Below are 20,112 nucleotides of genomic sequence, written 5' to 3' on the forward strand. Positions count from 1 at the left end.
GTCCTATCCTTCCTCGTCCCCGTCCAGGTGCGCCACCGTGGGCAGCTACTGATGGGTAGCTGTAAGAATGGAAACCATGACTGACGCCCAAGTATTTCCTGCCCCCGTTGTTCTGTGGTCCAAGCCCGAGGACCAGCGCGCCGGAAAGCCCCTCCTCGTACTCTTGCACGGCTACGGCGCCAATGAACAGGACCTCCTGAGCCTGGCGGATCTGCTGCCCCCGGAATTTGTCGTGGCCTCCGTCCGGGCGCCGCTGCCCACCGGTCCGGGGTTCATGTGGTTCCCGCTCACGGCATCGGTGGAATACTCGCTGGACGCAGTCAAGAAGGCAGCCGCATATGTGCAGGACTGGATCGACTCCGTCAAGGCCAACCACCCGTCGGTGACGCTGCTCGGCTTTTCCATGGGAATGGCGATGGCCACCACGCTGCTGCGGCAGCGGCCCGCTGACTATGCCGCCGTCGTCGGGCTTTCCGGCTTTGTTGTCAACGCCGACGGCGATCCCAGCTTCCGGGACGGCGAGCTGGACGGCACGGTGCCCCTGTTCTGGGGCCGAGACCAGCAGGATCCCGTGATCACGCCGGACAAGATTGACTACACCATGGGCTGGGTCCGTGAACACGTCCACCTGACCAAGGTGCTCTACACCGGGATGTGGCATGGCATCAACCAGCAGGAAATCGGGCATGTGTCCGAGTTCCTGACCCATGAGGTGCTGAACAAATAACAGGCTGAGCAGGTAACGGGCGACGGCGGCCGGCGGCTCAGTGCCGCCGGCACCTTTTGATGCGGTCAGTCAGCCTCCGGGGCAACGACCTTCACGGTCTGGGAGTTGACGGTCACGGTGTCGCCATTGTGGAGTTGCCGGCCGCGCCGTTCGTCGATCTCGCCGTTGACCTTCACCAGTCCGTTCTTGATGAGTTCTGCCGCTTCCACCCCGTCTTCCACCAGATTGGCGAGCTTGAGGAGTTGGCCAAGGCGGATCATGCTGTCACGGATGGGGATCTCTTCAATGTCCTGGTTGCTCATACAGCCATGATGCCTGACGTAAGGTACTTTCAATGACCCTTTCCCCGCGACTGCCGCTGCCGGCAGGGTTCCTGCTGGCCGTCGGAGCCGGGTTGGCCATCCCCGTCCAGGGCCGCATCAACGGAGCCCTCGGAGCGCACCTCAACGACGGCATCGCCGCCGGGGTGGTCAGCTTCAGCATCGGCCTGGTCGTCATGATCCTGATTTCGCTGGTCCTCCCCAAGGGGCGCGCGGGACTGGCCAGGGTTATACCCGCCGTCCGCAGCCGTGCCTTCCCGCCGGGATATGTCCTGGCCGGTGGGATCGGCGCCTTATTTGTCTTTGCGCAGTCCTTCACCGTCGGCCTCCTGGGGGTGGCGCTGTTTACGGTGTCCACCGTGACAGGGCAGACGCTCAGCGGGCTGCTGGTGGACCGGCTGGGCATCGGGCCTGCCGGCAAAAGGCCTGTTACCGCCATCCGGGTGATTGGCAGTGTCCTGACCATCGCCGCCGTCGCCTGGGCGGTCTCGCCGCGGTTTGCCCAGACTGCGGGGGCAACGGGTGCGGCCGGCAGCACCGGCGGGGGTCCGGAAACCTTGCTGGTGCCTCTCCTGCTCCCTGTCCTCGCCGGGTTCCTCATGAGCTTTCAGCAGGCGATGAACGGAACCGCCACTGTCCACTACGGCACACCCATCGCCGCCACGCTGGTGAACTTTGTGGCAGGCACGGTGGTTCTGTGGATTGCGTGGGGCGTCAAGCTGGCGCTGTCCGGCCCGGGCAACCCGCTGCCGGTCGAGTGGTGGTTTTACCTTGGCGGTCCCATGGGTTGCCTCTTCATTGGCCTGGGCGCGCTGCTGGTACGCAGCCTGGGCGTGCTGGTCACCGGCCTGGGCATGATTGCAGGGCAGCTTCTTGGTTCCCTGGGCCTGGACCTGTTGGTGCCTTCCCCGGGCTCGGTGGTTGCTCCTGCCACAGTCCTTGGCACCCTGCTCACCCTGGCCGCCATCATCCTGGCCACCCTTCCCTGGCCACGGGGCGCCTTACGGAGGCCGGGCCGGTAGGCTAGGACAAGCGGCTGACGCCGCACCTTAGTTTCCTTCGCCCGCCCCGCCCGCATCCTGCGGTGATGCACGCACGTGCAGCGGGGCCAGATAAACCGCGGACCGCACCCAGCGGCCCTGTAGAAATTGGAGTTCCACCCATGGCACCTAAATCCGTTCTCGACCAGGTCATTTCCCTCTCCAAGCGGCGGGGCTTTGTGTTCCAGGCCGGTGAGATCTACGGTGGTTCGCGTTCTGCCTGGGATTACGGGCCCCTTGGTGCGGAGCTGAAGGAAAACATCAAGCGCCAGTGGTGGCAGTCCATGGTCCGCGGCCGCGAAGACGTGGTGGGCCTTGACTCCTCCGTCATCCTGCCCCGCCAGGTCTGGGAAGCTTCCGGCCACGTGGACGTCTTCTCCGATCCGCTGGTTGAGTGCCTGTCCTGCCACAAGCGTTACCGGGCCGACCACCTCGAGGAAGAATACGAGGAAAAGAAGGGCCGCCCCGCAGAAAACGGCTTGAAGGACATTGCGTGCGCCAACTGCGGCACCCGCGGCCAATGGACCGAACCCCACGAGTTCTCCGGCCTGCTGAAGACCTACCTTGGCCCTGTGGCAAGCGAAGAAGGCCTGCACTACCTGCGTCCCGAGACGGCCCAGGGCATTTTCGTGAACTTCAGCAACGTCCTCACCACCTCCCGCAAGAAGCCGCCGTTCGGCATCGGCCAGATCGGCAAGTCCTTCCGCAACGAGATCACGCCGGGCAACTTCATCTTCCGCACCCGTGAGTTCGAGCAGATGGAAATGGAGTTCTTCGTCGAGCCCGGCACCGACGAGGAATGGCACCAGTACTGGATGAAGGAGCGCATGTCCTGGTACACCGGCCTGGGCATCCGCGAGGAGAACCTGCGCTTCTTCGAGCACCCGCTGGAGAAGCTCAGCCACTACTCCAAGGGCACCACGGACATTGAGTACCGCTTCGGCTTCCAGGGCTCGGAGTGGGGCGAGCTTGAAGGCATCGCCAACCGCACCGACTTTGACCTCTCCACCCACTCCAAGGCCTCCGGCCAGGACCTGAGCTACTTCAACCAGGCCACCAACGAGCGCTACACGCCCTATGTCATTGAGCCCGCCGCCGGGCTGACCCGTTCCTTCATGGCGTTCCTGGTGGACGCCTACACCGAGGACGAGGCACCCAACGCCAAGGGCGGCGTCGATGTCCGCACGGTCCTGCGCCTGGACCCGCGCCTGGCCCCGGTCAAGGCCGCAGTGCTGCCGCTGAGCCGCAACGAGGACCTCTCCCCGAAGGCCAAGGACCTGGGTGCGCAGCTGCGTAAGAACTGGAACATCGACTTCGACGACGCCGGCGCGATCGGCCGCCGCTACCGCCGCCAGGACGAGATCGGTACGCCGTTCTGCATCACCGTGGACTTCGACACCCTCGATGACCAGGCAGTCACCATCCGCGAGCGGGACACCATGAGCCAGGAACGCGTCTCGCTGGACAAGGTGGAAGGCTACCTGGCCGCCCGCCTGATCGGCGCCTGAGCATGGCCATCGAATACCGCGAATGGCGTGACGGCGATGACCTGACGCTCCTGGAAATCTGGGGCGGCCCCGAAACGGACCAGGCCCGGCAGTTCCGCGGTGCCCTGACCGTGTCCTCGGCCGGGACGGACGGAACGCCGTGGCGACGCACCATCGTGGCCGAGGACGTCATCGACGGCGTCGGCATCCCGGTGGCAGCCGGAGTGGTGTACGAGGCCTCGCTGCACCCGGAACGGCTCTGGGCCTACATCGAGGTGGCGCGGGACCACCGCCGCGCCGGCATCGGTGCCACGCTGCTGGCCATGTTGCGCCGCGAAGCCGAACAGTCGCCGTCGGGCGTCACCAGGCTCCGAGCGAAGGTGCAGCCCGGCACCCCGGGCGCCGCGTTTGCCGAGGCCGCCGGCCTCTCGCCCATCCAGCGCTCACGGCTGGTGGTGGTGGAGCCCGGCGCCCTCAAGCTGCCGGTTTTCCCCGCAAAGAACGACGGCGGCGGGCCGTCCAACGATGAAAATGCCGGGTCCGACGTCGTGATGGACCTCGCCACCGGCTCCGTGGAGCTGACCGAGGTGGTGGGGCGTTACTACACCTCCATCCACGGCTGGGATTCCCCCGGCGTGCTGTCTGCGGGGCAGGTGCAGAAGCTGTTCCTGGACGACCTCACCGGCGCCCACGGAGCGATCGTGCTCCGGGCCGAGCCGGAGTCCGCCTTCGGCAAAGGCGTGGCTCCCAGCAAAAAGGGCAGGATCCGTGCTTTCGCTGTCAGCTATGCGGAAGCAGCTCAGGACCCGATGGCCGCTGAAGGATCAACCCAGGGTCCGGCTTCGCAGGCCACGGATGTGTTTGTTGGCCACGAACCCGCGTTGGCGCCGGATGACGCCGCAGCAGCTGTCCGTGACCTGCTCGCGCTCCTGGCCTACCAGCACCCGGTCATGCTGGAACTGGATGATTCCATGACTGCGCTGCGCGCCGCCGTCGAACCCCTGCTGGACAGCGGCAAAGCGCGGCAGGCCGGCGCTGAAACCCTGGTTGTCTCTGACTGACTGGCTGACTGACTGACGGACTGACTGACGGACACCGGGCAGGGACTGACGCCAGGCAGGACCGGCGCACCGCGCAGGTGAAAGGCGCAGTTGAAAGCGCGCGGGGCGTTCACCTGCGCCGGGGCGGCCACGGGATGAACCCGGAGGTCGCCTCGACGTATTCCTTGTAGCCGCGACGGCCGGACATCGCCTTTTCCGTCAGCGGTTTCCCCGTTTTTCCTGCCAGCGTCCACACCATCAGGGCCGGGGACAGGATGGTGAGGATGCCGGGCCAGGAGTCCGCGGCGATGAGGAACAGGCCCGTCCAGACAGCTGCATCGCCAAAGTAGTTGGGGTGCCGGGTGTAGCGCCACAGGCCGGTGTCCAGCACCGTGCCGCGGCGGGACGGATCCTTCTTGAACTGCGATAACTGCCAGTCGCCCACGGTTTCGAACACGAACCCGGTGACCCACAGCAGGATTCCGGGCAGCGCCACCCAGGACACCGGGCCGGTGGCGAACATGCCCACCTGCAGGGTCAGGGACACGAAGAACATGACCAGGCCCTGCGGCAGGTAGACCTGCCGGAGGGCGTACGTGTCCCGGGACCCCGGCGCCGTGCTGAGCATGCTTTGGTAGCGCGGGTCCTCGTGCCCGTCGCGCGCCCGCCAGCCGATGTGGAATCCCAGGCGCAGCCCCCAGACTGCGGTCAGCAGCAGGAGCAGCAGCCGCCGGGTGTCATCTCCGGATCCTGCCGACAGGAACCAGGACACGGCGGCGATGGCAACAAACCCCGGGCCCCACGCGACGTCCATTACCGAGTGTCGCCGCTGACGGACGGCCACCGCAAAAGTCACAGCCAGGACAATGAGCACAGCCAGGGCTGCCCACGGCAGTGAAGCGGTGAATTCCGGCCAGGGAAAGGGGCTCACAGGGTCACCTGGACGCAGGACTCCGGGAGCAGTTCCTCCAGGGCCTGTGAGGCCGGGTGGGAGAAGCCAGTCCGCTCGCAGAATGCCTTCATGACGAAGCCGGTGGACAGGGCCTGCCACACGCGGACCCGGCGGATCATGAAATGCCCGGCGGCTTTCAACGATACGTACTGCATGGAGGCGGCGTCCTCGGCGGCGCGGCGAGCGAACTTCAGGGACTCTGCGGCGCTGGTCATCCGGTCCCCGGTGCCGTGGACAATCAGGACTTTGCGGCCGGCCACGCTTGCCGCAGGTGTTCCCGGGTTCAGCCAGGGCGCGAGCGCCACAACGGCTTCCACCTGCGGATGGCCGGCGGCGCAGACTGCGGTAAGCCCGCCCATGGAGTGGCCGACCAGATACACGGGCAACCCCGGATGTTTCATGGTGATTTGCTGGAGGGCCCAGCGGGCGTCCTTCAGCGCGGACATGTCCTGGCCGTTCCAGCCGCGGACACTGTTCCTCAGCGACCAGACAGCCAGCCCGTGGTTCTTCCCGGCGCGGTGCAGGTGGCGGGCGAGAGGAACCATCCTGAGCGGGCTGAGCTGCCATGCTTCCACCGCCTCGAAGCTGTGCGACTTGCCACCATGCAGCACCAGCGCGACGCCCTTCGTGGGCCCCGATGCCTCCAGGACCGTGAGGACTGCCCGCTGCCTCACCGCGGAGCCGGTGTCAGGTACATTGCCGTACTGCTCAGTCTTACCGTTCGTCACGCCGATTCCTTCCGGTTCCTGCTCCCCATTTATCAACCCTATGGTGCCGGACGTAGAGTTCAAGGTATGAGGATTAACTGCTGATGGGATCCGGTCACTCCCACGCTCCGACAGGTCATTCGGAGCCGACAGCAGAAGCGATTGCCGCACGACGGAAAGCCAACCGCATCCTTGCGGCCGTGCTGGTGCCGCTGACGCTTCTGACCCTCGCCGCCATGGCGATGCTCTGGCCGTCCGGGTCCAAGGAGGGGATCACCCTCGCCAGCCCGTATTCGGCCGCGCCCGGGGTCACCTTCGACACCGGGAAGATCCAGAGCGTCGTGGAGGAAAGCTGCACGCAGGGCTCTGCAGGCACCTTGCAGCAGGGCGCCCTGCCGCCGGACACAGCAGGGCAGGCCGCACCCAAGGGCTCGGACTGCATGTTTGCCTTGACCCAACCGGATCAGGGCGGCAGCCCGGTCAAAGTGGTGATCAACCCTGAAGTGGCACAGTCCCATGGCGTGAAGCCCGGCGACCAGATCAGGTACCTGAACCTGTCCCACGCTCCCGGCGCCGCGGCGTCGCAGGGTTCCCCGGCCTTTATCTTCGTTGACTTCGTCCGGACTTTGCCCATCGTGCTGCTGGCGATCCTCTACGCCGTCGTGGTCATAGCCGTGGCGCGCTGGCGCGGGTTCCGCGCCCTCGTGGGGCTGGTGGGTGCCTATTTCGTCCTGGCCGGCTTTATGCTGCCCGGCCTGGTGGAAGGCAAACCGCCGCTGCTGCTGGCGCTGGTGGGTTCGACAGTGATCATGGTCGGGGTGCTCTATTTTGCCCACGGATTCTCGGCCCGGACATCCACCGCGTTGCTGGGCACCATGTTCGGTCTGGCCATCACCGCGCTCCTGGCCGCCTGGGCCACCGAAGCGGCCAACCTCGCCGGGGTGGGCAGCCACGATGCCACCACCCTGATCAACACCTCGGCCAACATCTCCATTTCCGGGGTCATCCTGTGCGGCCTGATCATCTCCGGACTGGGCGTCCTGAACGACGTCACCATCACGCAGTCCTCGGCCGTCTGGGAACTTTACGAACTCGCACCGGCTACCAGCGCACGGAAACTCTTCTCCTCCGCCATGCGGATCGGCCGGGACCACATCGCCTCCACTGTCTACACCATCGCCTTCGCCTACGCGGGCGCCGCGCTGCCCATCCTGATCATCGTGATGCTCTACGACCGACCGCTGGCGGACACCCTGACCAGCGCCGAGCTGTCCGAGGAAGTCATCCGGACACTTGTTGGCTCCATTGGCCTGGTGCTCGCCATCCCCGTTACCACGCTGATCGCGGTGCTGGTGGTCAAGGCAACGGGCATCCAGACGGCGGGAACGGCCGACGGCGGCCCTGGCAGTCAGCACGGCACCATCGCCGGCGCTCCTCCTCCCGTGAACCCGGACGACGTCGTCGATACCGGTGCGCTGGCAGCGGCGGCTGCCAGCAGCCGCTCCCGCCGGGTAACGACGGGAACAACCACCGACGCCGGGACGCGCAGTGCCGACGCCGACGTGCCGGAGACCCGGCGGGGACGCCGCGCAGACCGCGGCTGACGCTCTTGCTGACCCCCGCGCGCCGTCCCGTGGGCGCGCGGCCTGCCGATTTGTCCGTCTTTGAGACAATGGACGGGTGACTGTTGTAGCAACGCCTCCTGCCCCCAAGCTGGAACTCCCGCCCCTGAAGCTGGGCCCCATCACGGTGGATACCCCCGTGATCCTGGCTCCTATGGCCGGCATCACCAACTCCGCGTTCCGCCGCCTCTGCCGTGAGTACGGCGGCGGTATGTACGTAGCCGAGATGGTGACCTCGCGCGCCCTCGTGGAGCGCACCCCGGAGTCCCTGCGCATCATCTCGCACGACGACGACGAGAAAGTCCGCTCAGTCCAGCTGTACGGCGTGGACCCCGTCACTGTCGGCCAGGCAGTGCGCATGCTGGTGGAAGAGGACAGGGCTGACCACATCGACCTGAACTTCGGCTGCCCGGTCCCGAAGGTGACACGGCGCGGCGGCGGCTCCGCCCTGCCCTGGAAGATCGACCTGTTCACCTCCATCGTCCAGACCGCGGTGAAGGAGGCGTCCAAGGGCAACGTCCCGCTCACCATCAAAATGCGCAAAGGCATCGACGAAGACCACCTGACATACCTCGAGGCGGGCCGGATCGCCCGCGATGCCGGGGTCGCCGCCGTCGCGCTTCATGGCCGCACCGCGGCGCAGTTCTACTCCGGCCAGGCCGACTGGACCGCGATCGCCCGCCTGCGCGAAGCCCTCCCCGACATTCCCGTCCTGGGCAACGGCGACATCTGGTCCGCTGAGGACGCCGTCCGGATGGTCCGGGAAACCGGAGTGGATGGCGTGGTGGTGGGCCGCGGCTGCCAGGGACGGCCGTGGCTGTTCGGCGACCTGATGGCTGCTTTCGAAGGAAGCGACGTCCGTCACCAACCGGATCTGGGCAAGGTTTCCGAGAGCGTCTACCGGCACGCCGAACTGATGGTCGAAACCTTCGGCGACGAGGGCAAAGCCCTGCGCGAGATACGCAAGCATATTGCCTGGTACTTCAAGGGCTACGTGGTGGGCGGCGAACTGCGGACCCGGATGACGCTGGTGAACAGCCTTGAGGAACTTCGGGCGGCTTTGGACGAACTGGACTCCGCATCGCCGTACCCCGGCGTCGACGCCGAAGGCCCCCGCGGCCGCGCCGGCTCGCCGAAAACTCCTGCGCTGCCCAAGGACTGGCTGGAGTCCCGCTCCCTGAACGAGGCACAGTCCAAGGACATCTCCGCCGCCGAACTGGATGTCTCCGGTGGCTGAAACCCGCACTACGGCCCCGGTCCTGCCCGGCTACGAGCCCCACGACTCTGCCCGGTGGGTGGAGGAGTCACCTAAGAACACCTACCGCTCCGACTTCGAACGGGACCGCGCCCGGGTGCTCCATTCGTCGGCCCTGCGCCGCCTGGGAGCCAAGACGCAGGTGGTGGCGCCGGACACCGACGACTTCGTCCGCACCCGCCTGACCCACAGCCTGGAAGTTGCCCAGGTGGGCCGGGAACTCGGCCGCGCCCTGGGCTGCGACCCGGATGTGGTGGACACCGCCTGCCTCAGCCATGACCTCGGCCACCCGCCGTTCGGCCACAACGGTGAATCGGCCCTGAACGAAGTGGCCCATGCGATCGGCGGCTTTGAAGGCAATGCCCAGACCCTGCGGCTGCTCACCCGGCTTGAACCGAAGGTCCTGGCTCCGGACGGAAGCCCCGCCGGACTGAACCTGACCCGGGCCAGCCTGGACGCCGCCGCCAAATACCCTTGGTCGGCGCTGGAAGCGCCGGTGATCCATGGTCAGCGCACCAGCAAGTTCGGTGCCTACGAGGATGACCTGCCGATCTTCAACTGGCTCCGCGAAGGCGCCCCGGTGCGCCGGTCCTGCCTGGAAGCCCAGGTCATGGACCTGGCCGACGACATCTCCTACTCAGTCCACGACGTCGAGGACGCGATCGTGGCGGGCCATTTCCAGCTGCGGTGGATGGACAATCCGGACCACCGCGCCCGCGTGGTGGGCTATGCCAAACAGTGGTACCTCCCGCACAACGATCCCGCGGCCATCGACGCCGCCCTGGCCCGGCTCGAGGCAACCGACGTCTGGGTGCGCGAGGCCGACGGCAGCCGCAAGTCCATGGCGGCCCTGAAAAACATGACCAGCCAGCTCATCGGCAGGTTCTGCCAGAGTGCATTGGAGACCACCCGCGCCCTCTACGGCCCGGAAAACCTCACCCGCTACAACGCCGAGCTGATGGTCCCGGATGAGACGGTGATGGAGATCGCCGTGATGAAGGGCCTGGCCACAACTTTCGTCATGACCACCGAGCACCGGCAGCCCATCTACGAGCGCCAGCGCGAGGTGCTCCACGCCCTGGTGACGGCTTTGAACTCCACCGGGGACCGCCACCTGGAGCCCATGTTCGCCGCGGACTGGCGGGATGCAGCAGACGACGGCGCCCGGCTGAGGGTTGTGATCGACCAGGTCGCCTCGCTGACCGACGGTTCGGCGCTGGCCATGTACGAACGGCTGGTGGGCAGCCTGCCCTCGCTGTGGTGACTGGATGGTGGTGACCTTCGACGCAACTGCCCACATATGGCAGGCCCCGCTTCAACCCCAGCCCTGCGGCGGGTCTAGGATGGCTCTGTGGCTGGCCTGATCAAACGTGAAGATATTGACGAAGTACGCCAGCGCACGGACATCAAGGAAGTGGTTGACGGCTACGTCACGCTCAAGGGTGCCGGGCTGGGGACCTACAAGGGCCTGTGCCCCTTCCACGACGAACGCTCGCCGTCGTTCACTGTCCGCCCGCAGGTGGGCAGATACCACTGCTTCGGCTGCGGCGAAGACGGCGACGTCATCGCCTTTGTCCAGAAGCAGGACCACACCTCCTTCCATGAAGCCGTGGAAAAGCTGGCCGCCCGTATCGGCTACGAGCTGCGCTACGAGGACGGCGGAACGGGGCCCAACCGGGAAGAGGTCGGCAAACGCCAGCGCCTCCTGGATGCCCACAAGATCGCCGACGAGTTCTTCCGTGCCCAGCTCCTCACCCCGGGTGCGGCCGAGGGCCGCAACTTCCTCTACAACCGCGGCTTTGACCGGGCTGCTTCGGAACAGTTCGGTGTCGGTTATGCCCCGCAGGGCTGGGACGCGCTCCTGAAGCACCTCCGTGGCCGCGGGTTCACGGACGCTGAGCTTAAGCTCACCGGAATGTTCTCGGAAGGCAACCGGGGGATCTATGACCGTTTCCGTGGCCGGCTGATCTGGCCCATCCGTGACATTGCGGGGGACACCATCGGCTTCGGCGCCCGCAAGCTCTACGAGGACGATCAGGGCCCCAAGTACCTCAACACGCCCGAAACCACGCTCTACAAGAAGTCCCAGGTCCTGTACGGGATCGACCTCGCCAAGCGGAACATCGCCAAAGACCGCCAACTGGTGGTGGTGGAAGGCTATACGGACGTCATGGCCTGCCACCTCGCGGGAATTCCGACGGCGGTAGCCACCTGCGGCACAGCGTTCGGCACCGAGCACATCAAGATTGCCCGGCGCCTGTTGTCCGACGACGGCACCGGGGGAGAGGTCATCTTCACCTTCGACGGCGACGCCGCCGGGCAGAAGGCCGCCCTGCGCGCCTTCGAGGAGGACCAGCGCTTTACGGCCCAGACCTACGTTGCGGTGGAGCCCTCCGGGGCGGATCCTTGCGAGCTGCGGCAAAGCAAAGGCGATGCGGCTGTCCGCGACCTCATCAACACACGGCGGCCGCTGTTCGAGTTTGCCATCCGGGCCACGTTGAAGCGCCACAACCTGGACACCGTAGAGGGAAGGGTGGCAGCCCTGCGGGAATCGGCTCCCGTCGTGGCCCAGATCCGCGACGCCGGCATCAGGCCCGCTTATGCCCGCGAACTGGCCGGCTGGCTGGGCATGTCGGTTGAAGAGGTCTCCCGCGCTGTCGGCGCCGCCATGAAGGCGGCCAGTAGCGGCGCCCAGGCGTCCCCGGGGACGCCGTCCGGGGCCGCGGCTCCCGTGAGGACGGCACAGGCCGGCGGGCCCGGCGTAGCTGCCGGACCGGCGTCGGGCGCTGTCCCGTCCTTCAACCGGCCGGACCCCCGGGACCCCGTGGCGTCCATGGAGCGGCAGGCGCTGGAGGTGGCGCTGCAGGAGCCCGCCCTGCTGGGCGGCGGCATCTGGGAGCGCTTCTCCGCGGCCCGGTTCGTGACGCCCGCTTTCCAGGCTGTGCACGACGCCATGCGGGCGTCCGGTCCGGGGCTGATCGGCGAGCCGGTGCGCTGGGTCGAACAGATCATGAACGAGGTCCCGGAACCGCTCCGTCCCCTCGTGTCCGAACTTGCCGTGGTGCCTTTGCCGGCAAGCACCGCCGAGGCAGTCCAGAAATACTGCAGGGACATTCTGTCGCGGCTTTTCGAGCTGCAGATCACCCGGGTGAAGGCGGACAAGATGGGCCAGCTGCAGCGGCTGGATGCCGCGGCGCATCCGGAGGACTACCAGCGTCTCAACCGCGAACTGATGATGCTGGAAATGGAACGCCGGGCATTGCGCTCGGACGCCTGATCTGTTGGCGCTGCGGGCCCGTTCCATTGCCCGATTTCACTTCCCCGCGGGGAGTTTGCTAGGCTGATACCCGCTTCATTCCTCCTTAGCTCAATTGGCAGAGCATTCGACTGTTAATCGAAGGGTTGCTGGTTCAAGTCCAGCAGGAGGAGCGCACAATCCCCGTTCCGGTCCTCCGGAGCGGGGATTTTTTTATACCCGGGGAGGGTATCCTGCGCACCGCGTCTGCCGATTTCCCATAGCCGGGAAACCTTTGCTAATGTCATACCTGCTTCATTCCTCCTTAGCTCAATTGGCAGAGCATTCGACTGTTAATCGAAGGGTTGCTGGTTCAAGTCCAGCAGGAGGAGCAATCAACGAATAATCCCCGTTCTCCGAGTGAGGGCGGGGATTTTTCTTGCCCTCCCGCCGTGGAAGCCGCAGCCAGTAAACGGCCGCAGGGCCCACGGCCTGAACCAGCACGGAAATCCCGTCTTCCGGTTGGCGCGGTGCAGGTGCATGATGTGTCTACCGCCGCCGTTCCGGGGCGACAGGGGGACGCGGAGGCGCGAAATGACGGGGACGGCGCGACAACGGGCAATCATCATCGGTGCGGGCATTGGCGGCCTTACGGCGGCCCTGGCCCTGGCGGGCAAAGGCTGGGACGTTCAGGTCATTGAACGGACTCCGAAGCTCAAACCCGTCGGCTACGCCCTGGCCATGGCGCCGAACGCCCAGCGGGCGCTGGACGCCATCCCTGGAGGCATCGTGGCAAGGATCCACGCCCTCGCCGCGCTGCAGGGCGATGGAGGCATCAGGAACGCCCGGGGTGCCTGGCTGTCCCACAATGACTCCGCCATCGCCCTTGAGCGGTACGGGCATCCCTTCGTGGCGGTGCGCCGTGCCGAGCTCGTCGGGATGCTGCACTCCCTCCTGCCGGAAGGCTCCCTGCGGCTCGGTACGATGGCGGCGACGGTCAACGCCCACGAGGGCGAGGTCACGCTGGACACCGGCGAAGTGCTCCGCGGCGACCTGGTGGTCGCAGCCGACGGAATACACTCCCGAACCCGCCCGGCACTCTTTCCCGGGCATCCGGCGCCGGCGTTTGCCGGGCTGACGGCCTGGCAGGCCGTCATTGAGGCCGATGGCGTCGGCACGCACATCGGCACGACGTGGAGTTCCGGCGGCGAATTCGGCATGCTGCCGCTAGCCAACGGATGGCTGTACGTCTTCGCGGAGGCGGCCGTCGATGCTCCGATGACCCGGGGCGGGCACGAGGACGGGAACGCCGAACTGACACGGCGCTTCGGACACCTGCATGCACCGATTCCGGAGGCCATCGCCCGGATCGACGCCTCGTCGGTCCTCCGCACGGACATCCATTCGATGCGGGTACCGTTGCCGTCATTCAACGTGGGCAGGGTGGCCATCCTTGGTGATGCTGCCCATGCCATGGCCCCGAACCTGGGACAGGGCGCGTGCCAGGCGATCGAGGATGCGGTGACTTTGGCTTACTGCCTCAGCGTCGCCGGGACAGTAGCGGACGGCCTGGCGGATTACACCGCAGCGAGGCTCCCGCGCACCTCACTCATGGTCCGCCGGTCGGAGGCAATGGCACGGCTCGCGACGGCACGCCACCCTCTCACGCGTGCTCTCCGGAACGGGATGCTGCGCGCCATGGGACTCCTGGGCCCCTCGGCAGCCCTCCGGCAGGCCGACTTCGTAATGCGCTGGGAGCATCCTGCGGTATCGGGCGCGCCGCAGTCCTAGGCATCCCTTACACGAAGTCCATTTCCACCTGCAGGAACCGCTCCGCCTCGGCGATGGCCGCCAGGAAGGCTTCCTGTTCGGTGGGGGACTTGCGCGGCTCGCGCGGATGCCATTCATGGGGTGCCGAGTGCACCCGGGAAAACCCCGAACCCGGCGGTGCGTAAAAGATTCCGAAGCGCTGGACCGGCCACTCAGGGGACGTCTCGGGCGCCACCAGCAGGGCTGCATTGAAAGCCGGGTTAAACCATTGGGCGATGGGCCGGCGGCGGTCCTCCGTGAACAGGCCGGCAGCATAGAGCGCCGCGGACTGCTCACCGGTCTGGGCGCACAACCGTTCCCACCACAGGGGCAGGATGCCGGAGTCGCAGCGTTGCCATGTGGCTGGAAGCGGTGAGGGATACTGCCAGCTGGCCACGGATTTATTTTATCGCGGTAAGTGTCCCGGGCGGCAATGGCAGGACACCCTTGGCACTGGCACTGGCACCGCCACAGGATCAGCAGCGGTCAGGGACGGTTCCACGGGCCGGGGTTGAGCCGGTACAACAGGGCAGCGCCAGCCAGCGCGCCGAGGATGATCCCGATGGCGGCACTGCCGAACATCCGCCCCGCGAAGTAACCTGCGACGGCGCCCAGCACCGCCCCGAGGAACAGTCCCCGGGGGTTGCGGTGCGGTTTGCGTTGCATCAGGCCACCTTTCAGGCAGGGGAAGTCAGTGGATGGAGGGGACAGTCCGCGGCCTGACTATCAGCCAAAGGCCCGCAATCGCCACCAGGATACAGGCCGCCTGCACGGCGCCCATGGGGGTCGAGCTGGTGATGCCCAGCCAGCCCACCACGGGCGAGATCAGGCCGGCCATAAGGAACGTCGCGGCGCCCAGCAGGGATGCGGCTGTCCCGGCCTGGGCGCCGTGGCTGGCCAGTGCCAGGACCTGCACGCAGGGAAAGGTGAAGCCGGCACCCATGATGTAGAACCACAGCGGAACCATGACCCCCCAGAGCCCCAGGCCGGCCTGGTCGAAGGCGACGATCAGCAGGGCCATCAGGAACATCCAGCCTGTGGAACAGGCAATGATCCACTGGGGCGGAACCCGCCTGATCAGCCGGGAGCTGATCTGCACTCCAGCCACGATGCCCAGCGAATTTACGCCGAAGAGAAGGCCGTACTGCTGGGGCGAGAACCCGAAAATATTCTGGAACAGGAAAGGCGACGCCGACAGATACGTGAAGAGGCCGGCAAAATTCATACCGCCCACCAGCAGGAGGCCAACGAAGATCCGGTCAGTGAAGAGGACTTTGTACCGCTGGCGGGCCGTCATCCCGGACTGGCCGCGCTTTTCCGGTGGCAGTGTTTCGCGGACCAGGAAAAGTGCCGCGATGATCACCACCGTGCCGTAGCAGGCGAGGAACACGAAGATGCCGGGCCAGGGCATTACCAGAAGCAGCTGGGAGCCGATAACCGGGGCAAGGATTGGCGCCAGGCCGTTCACCAGTGCCATGCGCGAAAACATCCGGACCATGGCGTACCCGGCGAACAGGTCCCGCACCATGGCCATGGCCACCACGCCGCCGCCTGCCGCACCGACGCCCATCAGGACGCGGAAGAAGCCCAGCGTGCCGATGTCCGTGGACAACGCAGCTCCCACCGAGGACGCGATGTGCACAGCGGTGGCGAGGATCAGCGGGAGCCGCCGGCCGAACTTGTCGCTGATCGGTCCCACCACCAGCTGACCCAGGGCAAAGCCAACTGTGGTGCCGGCCAGCGTCAGCTGGACCTGCGCCGCGGTGACTCCCAGGCTTTCCTCCAGCGCAGGGAATGCCGGCAGGTACAGGTCAATCGTGAAGGGGCCCAAGGCCGTGAGGGCACCGAGAAGGAGTATGTACAACAGTTTCCGGCGGCGGCTCAGCGAATCGCCCGGATTGGAGTGAATGGTCACGGAGACCAATCCTAGGCGCGCGAGGCTCCATCTTTGCGGGGGTGCGGGCGCGCCGCACGGCCAGCCCTGAAGTTTGCCCTGAACCTGAATGATAGTTTTGGGGGCGGGACTGTGCTGCCGCACGCTCCCGCAGCACCCGGAAGCCGAGCGACCAGGCAAGAGACCAGCAACAAGTAAGGCGGTAACCGATGAGCGGACGTCACACCGGGCGGACCAGCCAGGGATTACGGATCACTGCGCTTCCCAGAACGGTGAAATTACTCCTCCGCCTGGCCCCCCGCCAACTCAATGACGAAATCGCCTTCGCCAAGGTTGAGATCAAGCGCAAGGGCATCCAGGTGGGAGTTGCCGCCGCGTTCCTGGGTGTCGCGCTCATTTTCCTGGCTTTCCTCGTGGTTGGCCTCATAGTGGCCGCCATCATGGGCCTGGCCACCATCATGCCGGCATGGCTGGCCGCTCTCCTGGTGTGCGCGGCTTTCCTGGTCATTGCCCTCATCGGCGCACTGATCGGCGTCCGGAAATTCAAGAAGGCCATGCCCTTGGTCCCCGAGGAGACAATCCGCGGGATTAAGTACGATCTTGGAATTGCCAAGGAAGGCTCGGCCTTCAACGCCGCAATTCTTGATCCGGACAGCCCGGAGGCGAAGGCCGCCAAGGCGGCCAAGGACGAGGCAGCTGCGAAGGCCAAGGCTGAGAAAGAAGCCAAAGCCGAGGCACACAAGAAGGAATTCCCGCACGCCTCCGAGCCCGAGCTCCACCGCCGCATTGAGCAGCGGCGGCGCCATATCGCTGAAGTCCGTGACGAACTGGACGCTGAGCTCGACATCAAGCCCCAGGTCAGGTTCCTCGCGGGTACCGCCAAGGAAAAGCTGGGCGAGGGCAAGACCGCGTTCGATCACGGCCTGGAAGCTGCCGGCCGGAGATTCGCTGCGCTCTCGGAGCCGGCTGAGGGTCCCGGACTCCGCTGGAAGCCGCTTGCAGCCCTTGCGGCGTCCGCAACGGTTCTTGTGGTCCTGCTTCGCAAGCTGCTCCGGAACCCATAACAACAAGCCACGCGTTCACACTGTGTTGTAGGGAGGAGGGGACGGATTGAAGTTCATTGGTGCTGGCTCACGTCCCGGCCGCCCCCAGGTGGACCACGACCGGGTCCTTACCATCCCGAACGCGCTCACGGTGCTGCGCTTTATGGGTGTGCCGCTCTTCATCTGGCTGGTGCTGGCGCAGAAGGAGTACGGCATCGCCGTGGTCGTGCTGGCGGTCATGGCCGGCAGTGACTGGGTTGACGGCTATGTGGCCCGCCGTTTCGACCAGGCGTCCAGGCTTGGCCGGGTTCTGGATCCCCTTGCCGACCGGCTCGCCCTGATAGCGGTGGCGGTCACGCTGGTGATCGCCGGCGTCGTGAATTGGCTGTACCTCGCAGCGCTCGTAGTGCCTGATGCCGTGCTCCTGGTGATGACCCTCTCCTACTTCCATGGCCATCCCGATCTCCCTGTCAGCCGGGTAGGCAAGATCCGCACGGGGCTGCTCCTGCTGGGGACGCCGCTGCTCATCCTCTCGCGCCTGGACCACCAGTTCACCGGGCCGTTGTCCGTGGCTGCCTGGATTGTCCTCGGACTGGGACTCGCAGGCCACTGGATCGCGGCCTATAACTACTTTTGGGCCATCCTGCGTAAAGGCAGAATGCAGTCACACCAGGGCACGCAGTCACGTCACGACGGCGGCGCCGCCTGATGGTATGGGTGGCGGTTCTGCTCGCGGTGCTGGGCGCTTTCTGCCTTGCCTTTGGGGCGCAAAAACAGGGAAGTGCCGTCAAAGCCGACACCGGAGGGCTCGCCCTGAGCTCAAACGGCTTCCTTCGTCTTCTCCGGAACCCGCGTTGGGTCCTTGGTCTGCTCCTGTTATGCGTGGGGATGGGAATGAACGCCGTGGCGCTCGTGTCCGCCCCGCTGACCGTGGTGCAGCCGATCGGGGCGATTGCCCTGGTCATTACCACCGTGGTCAACGCCCGCGACCAGGGCCTCACCATCAACCGCGCAACCATGGTCTCGATTGCGGCGTGCGTGACGGGTTCGGCACTTTTCGTCCTTCTGGCCGTCAACGTGACCCAGGAGAACCACCACGTCAGCCAGGACGACGAACTGACCATTGTGCTCCTGCTGGCACTCGCCGTGGGCGTTTTTGGTACCCTGGCGGTGATGTTCCGGCACCGGATGAGTGCGTTCGTTTACATCCTTGGTGCCGGTGTGCTGTTCGGGTTTGTCGCAGTGCTCACCCGGATTATCGGTAAGCATCTGCTGGATCCGAATGGGCTGGTTCTGCTCAATGTCCAGTGGTACTCGGTGGTGGCAATAGCCGCGGCCGGCGGCCTGGGGTCCTGGTTTGTCCAGAGCGCCTACTCCGGCGGCCCTCCGGATCTGGTGATCGCCGGCCTGACGGTCATTGATCCGATCGTGGGCATCGCCATCGGCATCGTGATCCTGGGCGAACTGCGCCCTGACGTCCACGCCGTGATGGCGATTGCCATGGCTACTGCTGCTTCGCTTGCTATCGTGGGGGTGATCGCCCTTTCCAGGCACCACCCCGAGGTCACCAAGCGCAAGAAAGACGCGCGGAAGGCGGCGGGCAGGGCGGCCCATTAGCCCACGTCCATCCACCAGCCGATTTGTATCCAACTGCCCGGCGCCACAGCGCGGCAAAACCGCGGCGGCCGGCGACAGCTGCCGCCCCGTGACCTTCAGGAGCTCTCCACGTGACAACGCCCTCTGACCAGCCACCCCTGACCGTCCTGATTGCAGCCGATACCTATCCGCCCCACATCAACGGGGCCGCCCAGTTCAGCTACCGCCTCGCGAAGGGTATGACCGGCCGGGGCCACGATGTGCATGTGCTGGCTTGCCGCGCAGATAACGGTGCGAGCTTCACGGAGTTCCGCTCCGAGGCCACAGTGCACCGGCTGCGTTCCCACGGGGTGTGGACCCACGAGTACTTCCGGATCTGCTTTCCGTGGGAAATCAAGAAGGAAATCAGCCTCCTGTTCGACCGCCTGAAGCCTGACGTGGTGCACATCCAGAGCCACTACATGATCGGCGAGCACGTCCTGTATGAAGCTGTGAAGCGCGGCGTCAGGGTTGTGGCCACCAATCACTTCATGCCGGAGAATCTGAACCCGTTCCTGCCGTTCCCGCAGTGGTTCAAGGACATCATCGGAAAGATTTCCTGGAAGGACATGGGCAAGGTCATGGGCCAGGCCGATGTGGTGACGACGCCTACTCCGCTGGCTGCCAAGGCCATGCACCAGCACGCCTTCCTGCGAAAAGTCCTGCCGCTCTCCAACGGCATCGACTCGGCGGCTTACGAGCTGAAGCCAGGCGAAGTCATCGAACCCAACCCCTTCCCCACGGTGTTGTTCGTGGGACGCCTGGCCGAGGAAAAGCACGTGGATGTGCTCATCGACGCGGTTGCCAAAACGCCGCCGGCGCTCAATGTCCATCTGGAAATTGTGGGCGGCGGCGAAGTCCGCAGTGCACTCGAAGCGCAGGCTGAACGGATGGGCCTGGGCGAACGGGTGAAATTCCTGGGCCTCGCCAGTGATGAGGACCTCAGGGAGGCCTACATCAAGGCGGATCTGTTCTGCATGCCGGGCACCGCTGAACTGCAGTCGCTGGTAACCCTCGAAGCCATGTCTGCGTCCACGCCTGTTCTGCTCGCCGATGCGATGGCCCTGCCGCATCTGGTGCGGGACGGCGAGAATGGCTACCTGTTCACGCCCAATGACAGCGACGACCTCGCTGAAAAGATCACCCGGATCATGCAGCTTCCTCCCGACCAGCGTGCCGTGATGGGCCGGGCCAGCCGCCGGATGGTGGAGGCGCACAGCATGGAGGGCACGCTGCAGACGTTCGAGGACCTCTACCGGGGTGCCAGCTTCGAGGACAAGGCGGTCTGAGGGCGGGCCCGCCGGGCGCTGGCGAACGGCCAGCGACTGCCACCCGGTGGTCCGAAG

The 20,112-nt window shown here is 65.9% G+C and carries 19 protein-coding genes and 2 tRNA genes; 15 read left to right on the forward strand and 6 right to left on the reverse strand.

All coding sequences use genetic code 11. The features are described 5' to 3' along the window. Positions 1-76 precede the first annotated feature (76 nt). On the forward strand, positions 77-727 hold the full coding sequence (locus ACS5PJ_RS16510) for an alpha/beta hydrolase (protein ID WP_439435955.1): 651 nt from the start codon (positions 77-79) through the stop codon (positions 725-727). Positions 728-792: 65 nt separating this feature from the next. Here the strand turns inward: ACS5PJ_RS16510 and ACS5PJ_RS16515 are convergent, their stop codons facing one another. Continuing rightward, positions 793-1,029, reverse strand: a complete 237-nt coding sequence (locus tag ACS5PJ_RS16515; RefSeq protein WP_439435956.1) for an RNA-binding S4 domain-containing protein — start codon at positions 1,027-1,029, stop codon at positions 793-795. A gap of 32 nt (positions 1,030-1,061) precedes the next feature. Here ACS5PJ_RS16515 and ACS5PJ_RS16520 point away from each other — a divergent pair, with 32 nt between their 5' ends. From ACS5PJ_RS16520 to ACS5PJ_RS16530, 3 genes are all read left to right on the forward strand, one after another. Further along, complete coding sequence (locus ACS5PJ_RS16520; protein WP_439435957.1) at positions 1,062-2,069, forward strand: DMT family transporter; 1,008 nt, start codon at positions 1,062-1,064, stop codon at positions 2,067-2,069. Between the two features lie 140 nt (positions 2,070-2,209). After that, positions 2,210-3,595, forward strand: coding sequence for a glycine--tRNA ligase (locus tag ACS5PJ_RS16525; RefSeq protein WP_439435958.1), 1,386 nt, complete (start codon positions 2,210-2,212; stop codon positions 3,593-3,595). A gap of 2 nt (positions 3,596-3,597) precedes the next feature. Beyond that, positions 3,598-4,635 carry a GNAT family N-acetyltransferase gene (locus tag ACS5PJ_RS16530; protein ID WP_439435959.1) on the forward strand — a complete coding sequence of 346 codons (1,038 nt, stop codon included), beginning with the start codon at positions 3,598-3,600 and terminating at the stop codon, positions 4,633-4,635. A gap of 109 nt (positions 4,636-4,744) precedes the next feature. Here the strand turns inward: ACS5PJ_RS16530 and ACS5PJ_RS16535 are convergent, their stop codons facing one another. Both ACS5PJ_RS16535 and ACS5PJ_RS16540 read right to left on the reverse strand, forming a co-directional pair. After that, entirely contained in the window at positions 4,745-5,545 is an 801-nt protein-coding gene (locus ACS5PJ_RS16535) for a DUF1295 domain-containing protein (protein WP_439435960.1), read from the reverse strand. Then, positions 5,542-6,294, reverse strand: coding sequence for an alpha/beta hydrolase (locus tag ACS5PJ_RS16540; RefSeq protein ID WP_439435961.1), 753 nt, complete (start codon positions 6,292-6,294; stop codon positions 5,542-5,544). Before ACS5PJ_RS16540 ends, ACS5PJ_RS16535 begins: the two co-directional genes overlap by 4 nt. A gap of 83 nt (positions 6,295-6,377) precedes the next feature. On the opposite strand from ACS5PJ_RS16540, the gene ACS5PJ_RS16545 reads away from it, so the two are divergent. The 7 genes from ACS5PJ_RS16545 (at position 6,378) to ACS5PJ_RS16575 (ending at position 14,176) form a co-directional block, all read left to right on the forward strand. Continuing rightward, positions 6,378-7,877 (forward strand): YibE/F family protein, encoded by a 1,500-nt coding sequence (locus ACS5PJ_RS16545; RefSeq protein ID WP_439435962.1) that lies wholly within the window; start codon positions 6,378-6,380, stop codon positions 7,875-7,877. A 76-nt stretch (positions 7,878-7,953) separates the two neighbouring features. Beyond that, positions 7,954-9,132, forward strand: coding sequence for a tRNA dihydrouridine synthase DusB (dusB, locus tag ACS5PJ_RS16550; RefSeq protein WP_439435963.1), 1,179 nt, complete (start codon positions 7,954-7,956; stop codon positions 9,130-9,132). Beyond that, positions 9,116-10,414: a deoxyguanosinetriphosphate triphosphohydrolase gene (locus ACS5PJ_RS16555; RefSeq protein WP_108599964.1), complete on the forward strand. Its 1,299-nt coding sequence runs from the start codon at positions 9,116-9,118 to the stop codon at positions 10,412-10,414. The genes dusB and ACS5PJ_RS16555 overlap by 17 nt, the downstream gene beginning before the upstream one ends. An 87-nt stretch (positions 10,415-10,501) precedes the next feature. Next, positions 10,502-12,427 carry a DNA primase gene (gene dnaG, locus ACS5PJ_RS16560; protein WP_439435964.1) on the forward strand — a complete coding sequence of 642 codons (1,926 nt, stop codon included), beginning with the start codon at positions 10,502-10,504 and terminating at the stop codon, positions 12,425-12,427. A gap of 79 nt (positions 12,428-12,506) precedes the next feature. Beyond that, positions 12,507-12,579 (forward strand) — tRNA-Asn (locus tag ACS5PJ_RS16565). Between the two features lie 125 nt (positions 12,580-12,704). Beyond that, positions 12,705-12,777, forward strand: a tRNA-Asn gene (locus tag ACS5PJ_RS16570). Positions 12,778-12,979: 202 nt separating this feature from the next. Further along, a complete protein-coding gene (locus tag ACS5PJ_RS16575) occupies positions 12,980-14,176 on the forward strand; it encodes an FAD-dependent monooxygenase (protein WP_439435965.1) in 1,197 nt (398 codons plus the stop codon). 7 nt (positions 14,177-14,183) lie between these two features. Here the strand turns inward: ACS5PJ_RS16575 and ACS5PJ_RS16580 are convergent, their stop codons facing one another. The 3 genes from ACS5PJ_RS16580 to ACS5PJ_RS16590 form a co-directional block, all read right to left on the reverse strand. Continuing rightward, positions 14,184-14,591 carry a hypothetical protein gene (locus tag ACS5PJ_RS16580; RefSeq protein ID WP_439435966.1) on the reverse strand — a complete coding sequence of 136 codons (408 nt, stop codon included), beginning with the start codon at positions 14,589-14,591 and terminating at the stop codon, positions 14,184-14,186. 89 nt (positions 14,592-14,680) lie between these two features. Beyond that, entirely contained in the window at positions 14,681-14,860 is a 180-nt protein-coding gene (locus ACS5PJ_RS16585) for a YMGG-like glycine zipper-containing protein (RefSeq protein WP_439435967.1), read from the reverse strand. 25 nt (positions 14,861-14,885) lie between these two features. Continuing rightward, positions 14,886-16,109, reverse strand: a complete 1,224-nt coding sequence (locus ACS5PJ_RS16590; RefSeq protein WP_439435968.1) for a multidrug effflux MFS transporter — start codon at positions 16,107-16,109, stop codon at positions 14,886-14,888. A 188-nt stretch (positions 16,110-16,297) separates the two neighbouring features. Here ACS5PJ_RS16590 and ACS5PJ_RS16595 point away from each other — a divergent pair, with 188 nt between their 5' ends. From ACS5PJ_RS16595 to ACS5PJ_RS16610, 4 genes are all read left to right on the forward strand, one after another. After that, positions 16,298-17,152, forward strand: coding sequence for a phage holin family protein (locus tag ACS5PJ_RS16595; protein ID WP_439435969.1), 855 nt, complete (start codon positions 16,298-16,300; stop codon positions 17,150-17,152). A 46-nt stretch (positions 17,153-17,198) separates the two neighbouring features. Continuing rightward, positions 17,199-17,840 (forward strand): CDP-alcohol phosphatidyltransferase family protein, encoded by a 642-nt coding sequence (locus tag ACS5PJ_RS16600; protein ID WP_439435970.1) that lies wholly within the window; start codon positions 17,199-17,201, stop codon positions 17,838-17,840. Next, positions 17,840-18,748 carry a DMT family transporter gene (locus ACS5PJ_RS16605; protein ID WP_439435971.1) on the forward strand — a complete coding sequence of 303 codons (909 nt, stop codon included), beginning with the start codon at positions 17,840-17,842 and terminating at the stop codon, positions 18,746-18,748. The genes ACS5PJ_RS16600 and ACS5PJ_RS16605 overlap by 1 nt, the downstream gene beginning before the upstream one ends. 110 nt (positions 18,749-18,858) lie before the next feature. Next, entirely contained in the window at positions 18,859-20,055 is a 1,197-nt protein-coding gene (locus ACS5PJ_RS16610; protein WP_439435972.1) for a glycosyltransferase, read from the forward strand. Positions 20,056-20,112: the final 57 nt, after the last annotated feature.

Origin of the sequence: Pseudarthrobacter cremeus, assembly GCF_051857465.1 — a bacterium.
GTDB lineage: Bacteria > Actinomycetota > Actinomycetes > Actinomycetales > Micrococcaceae > Arthrobacter.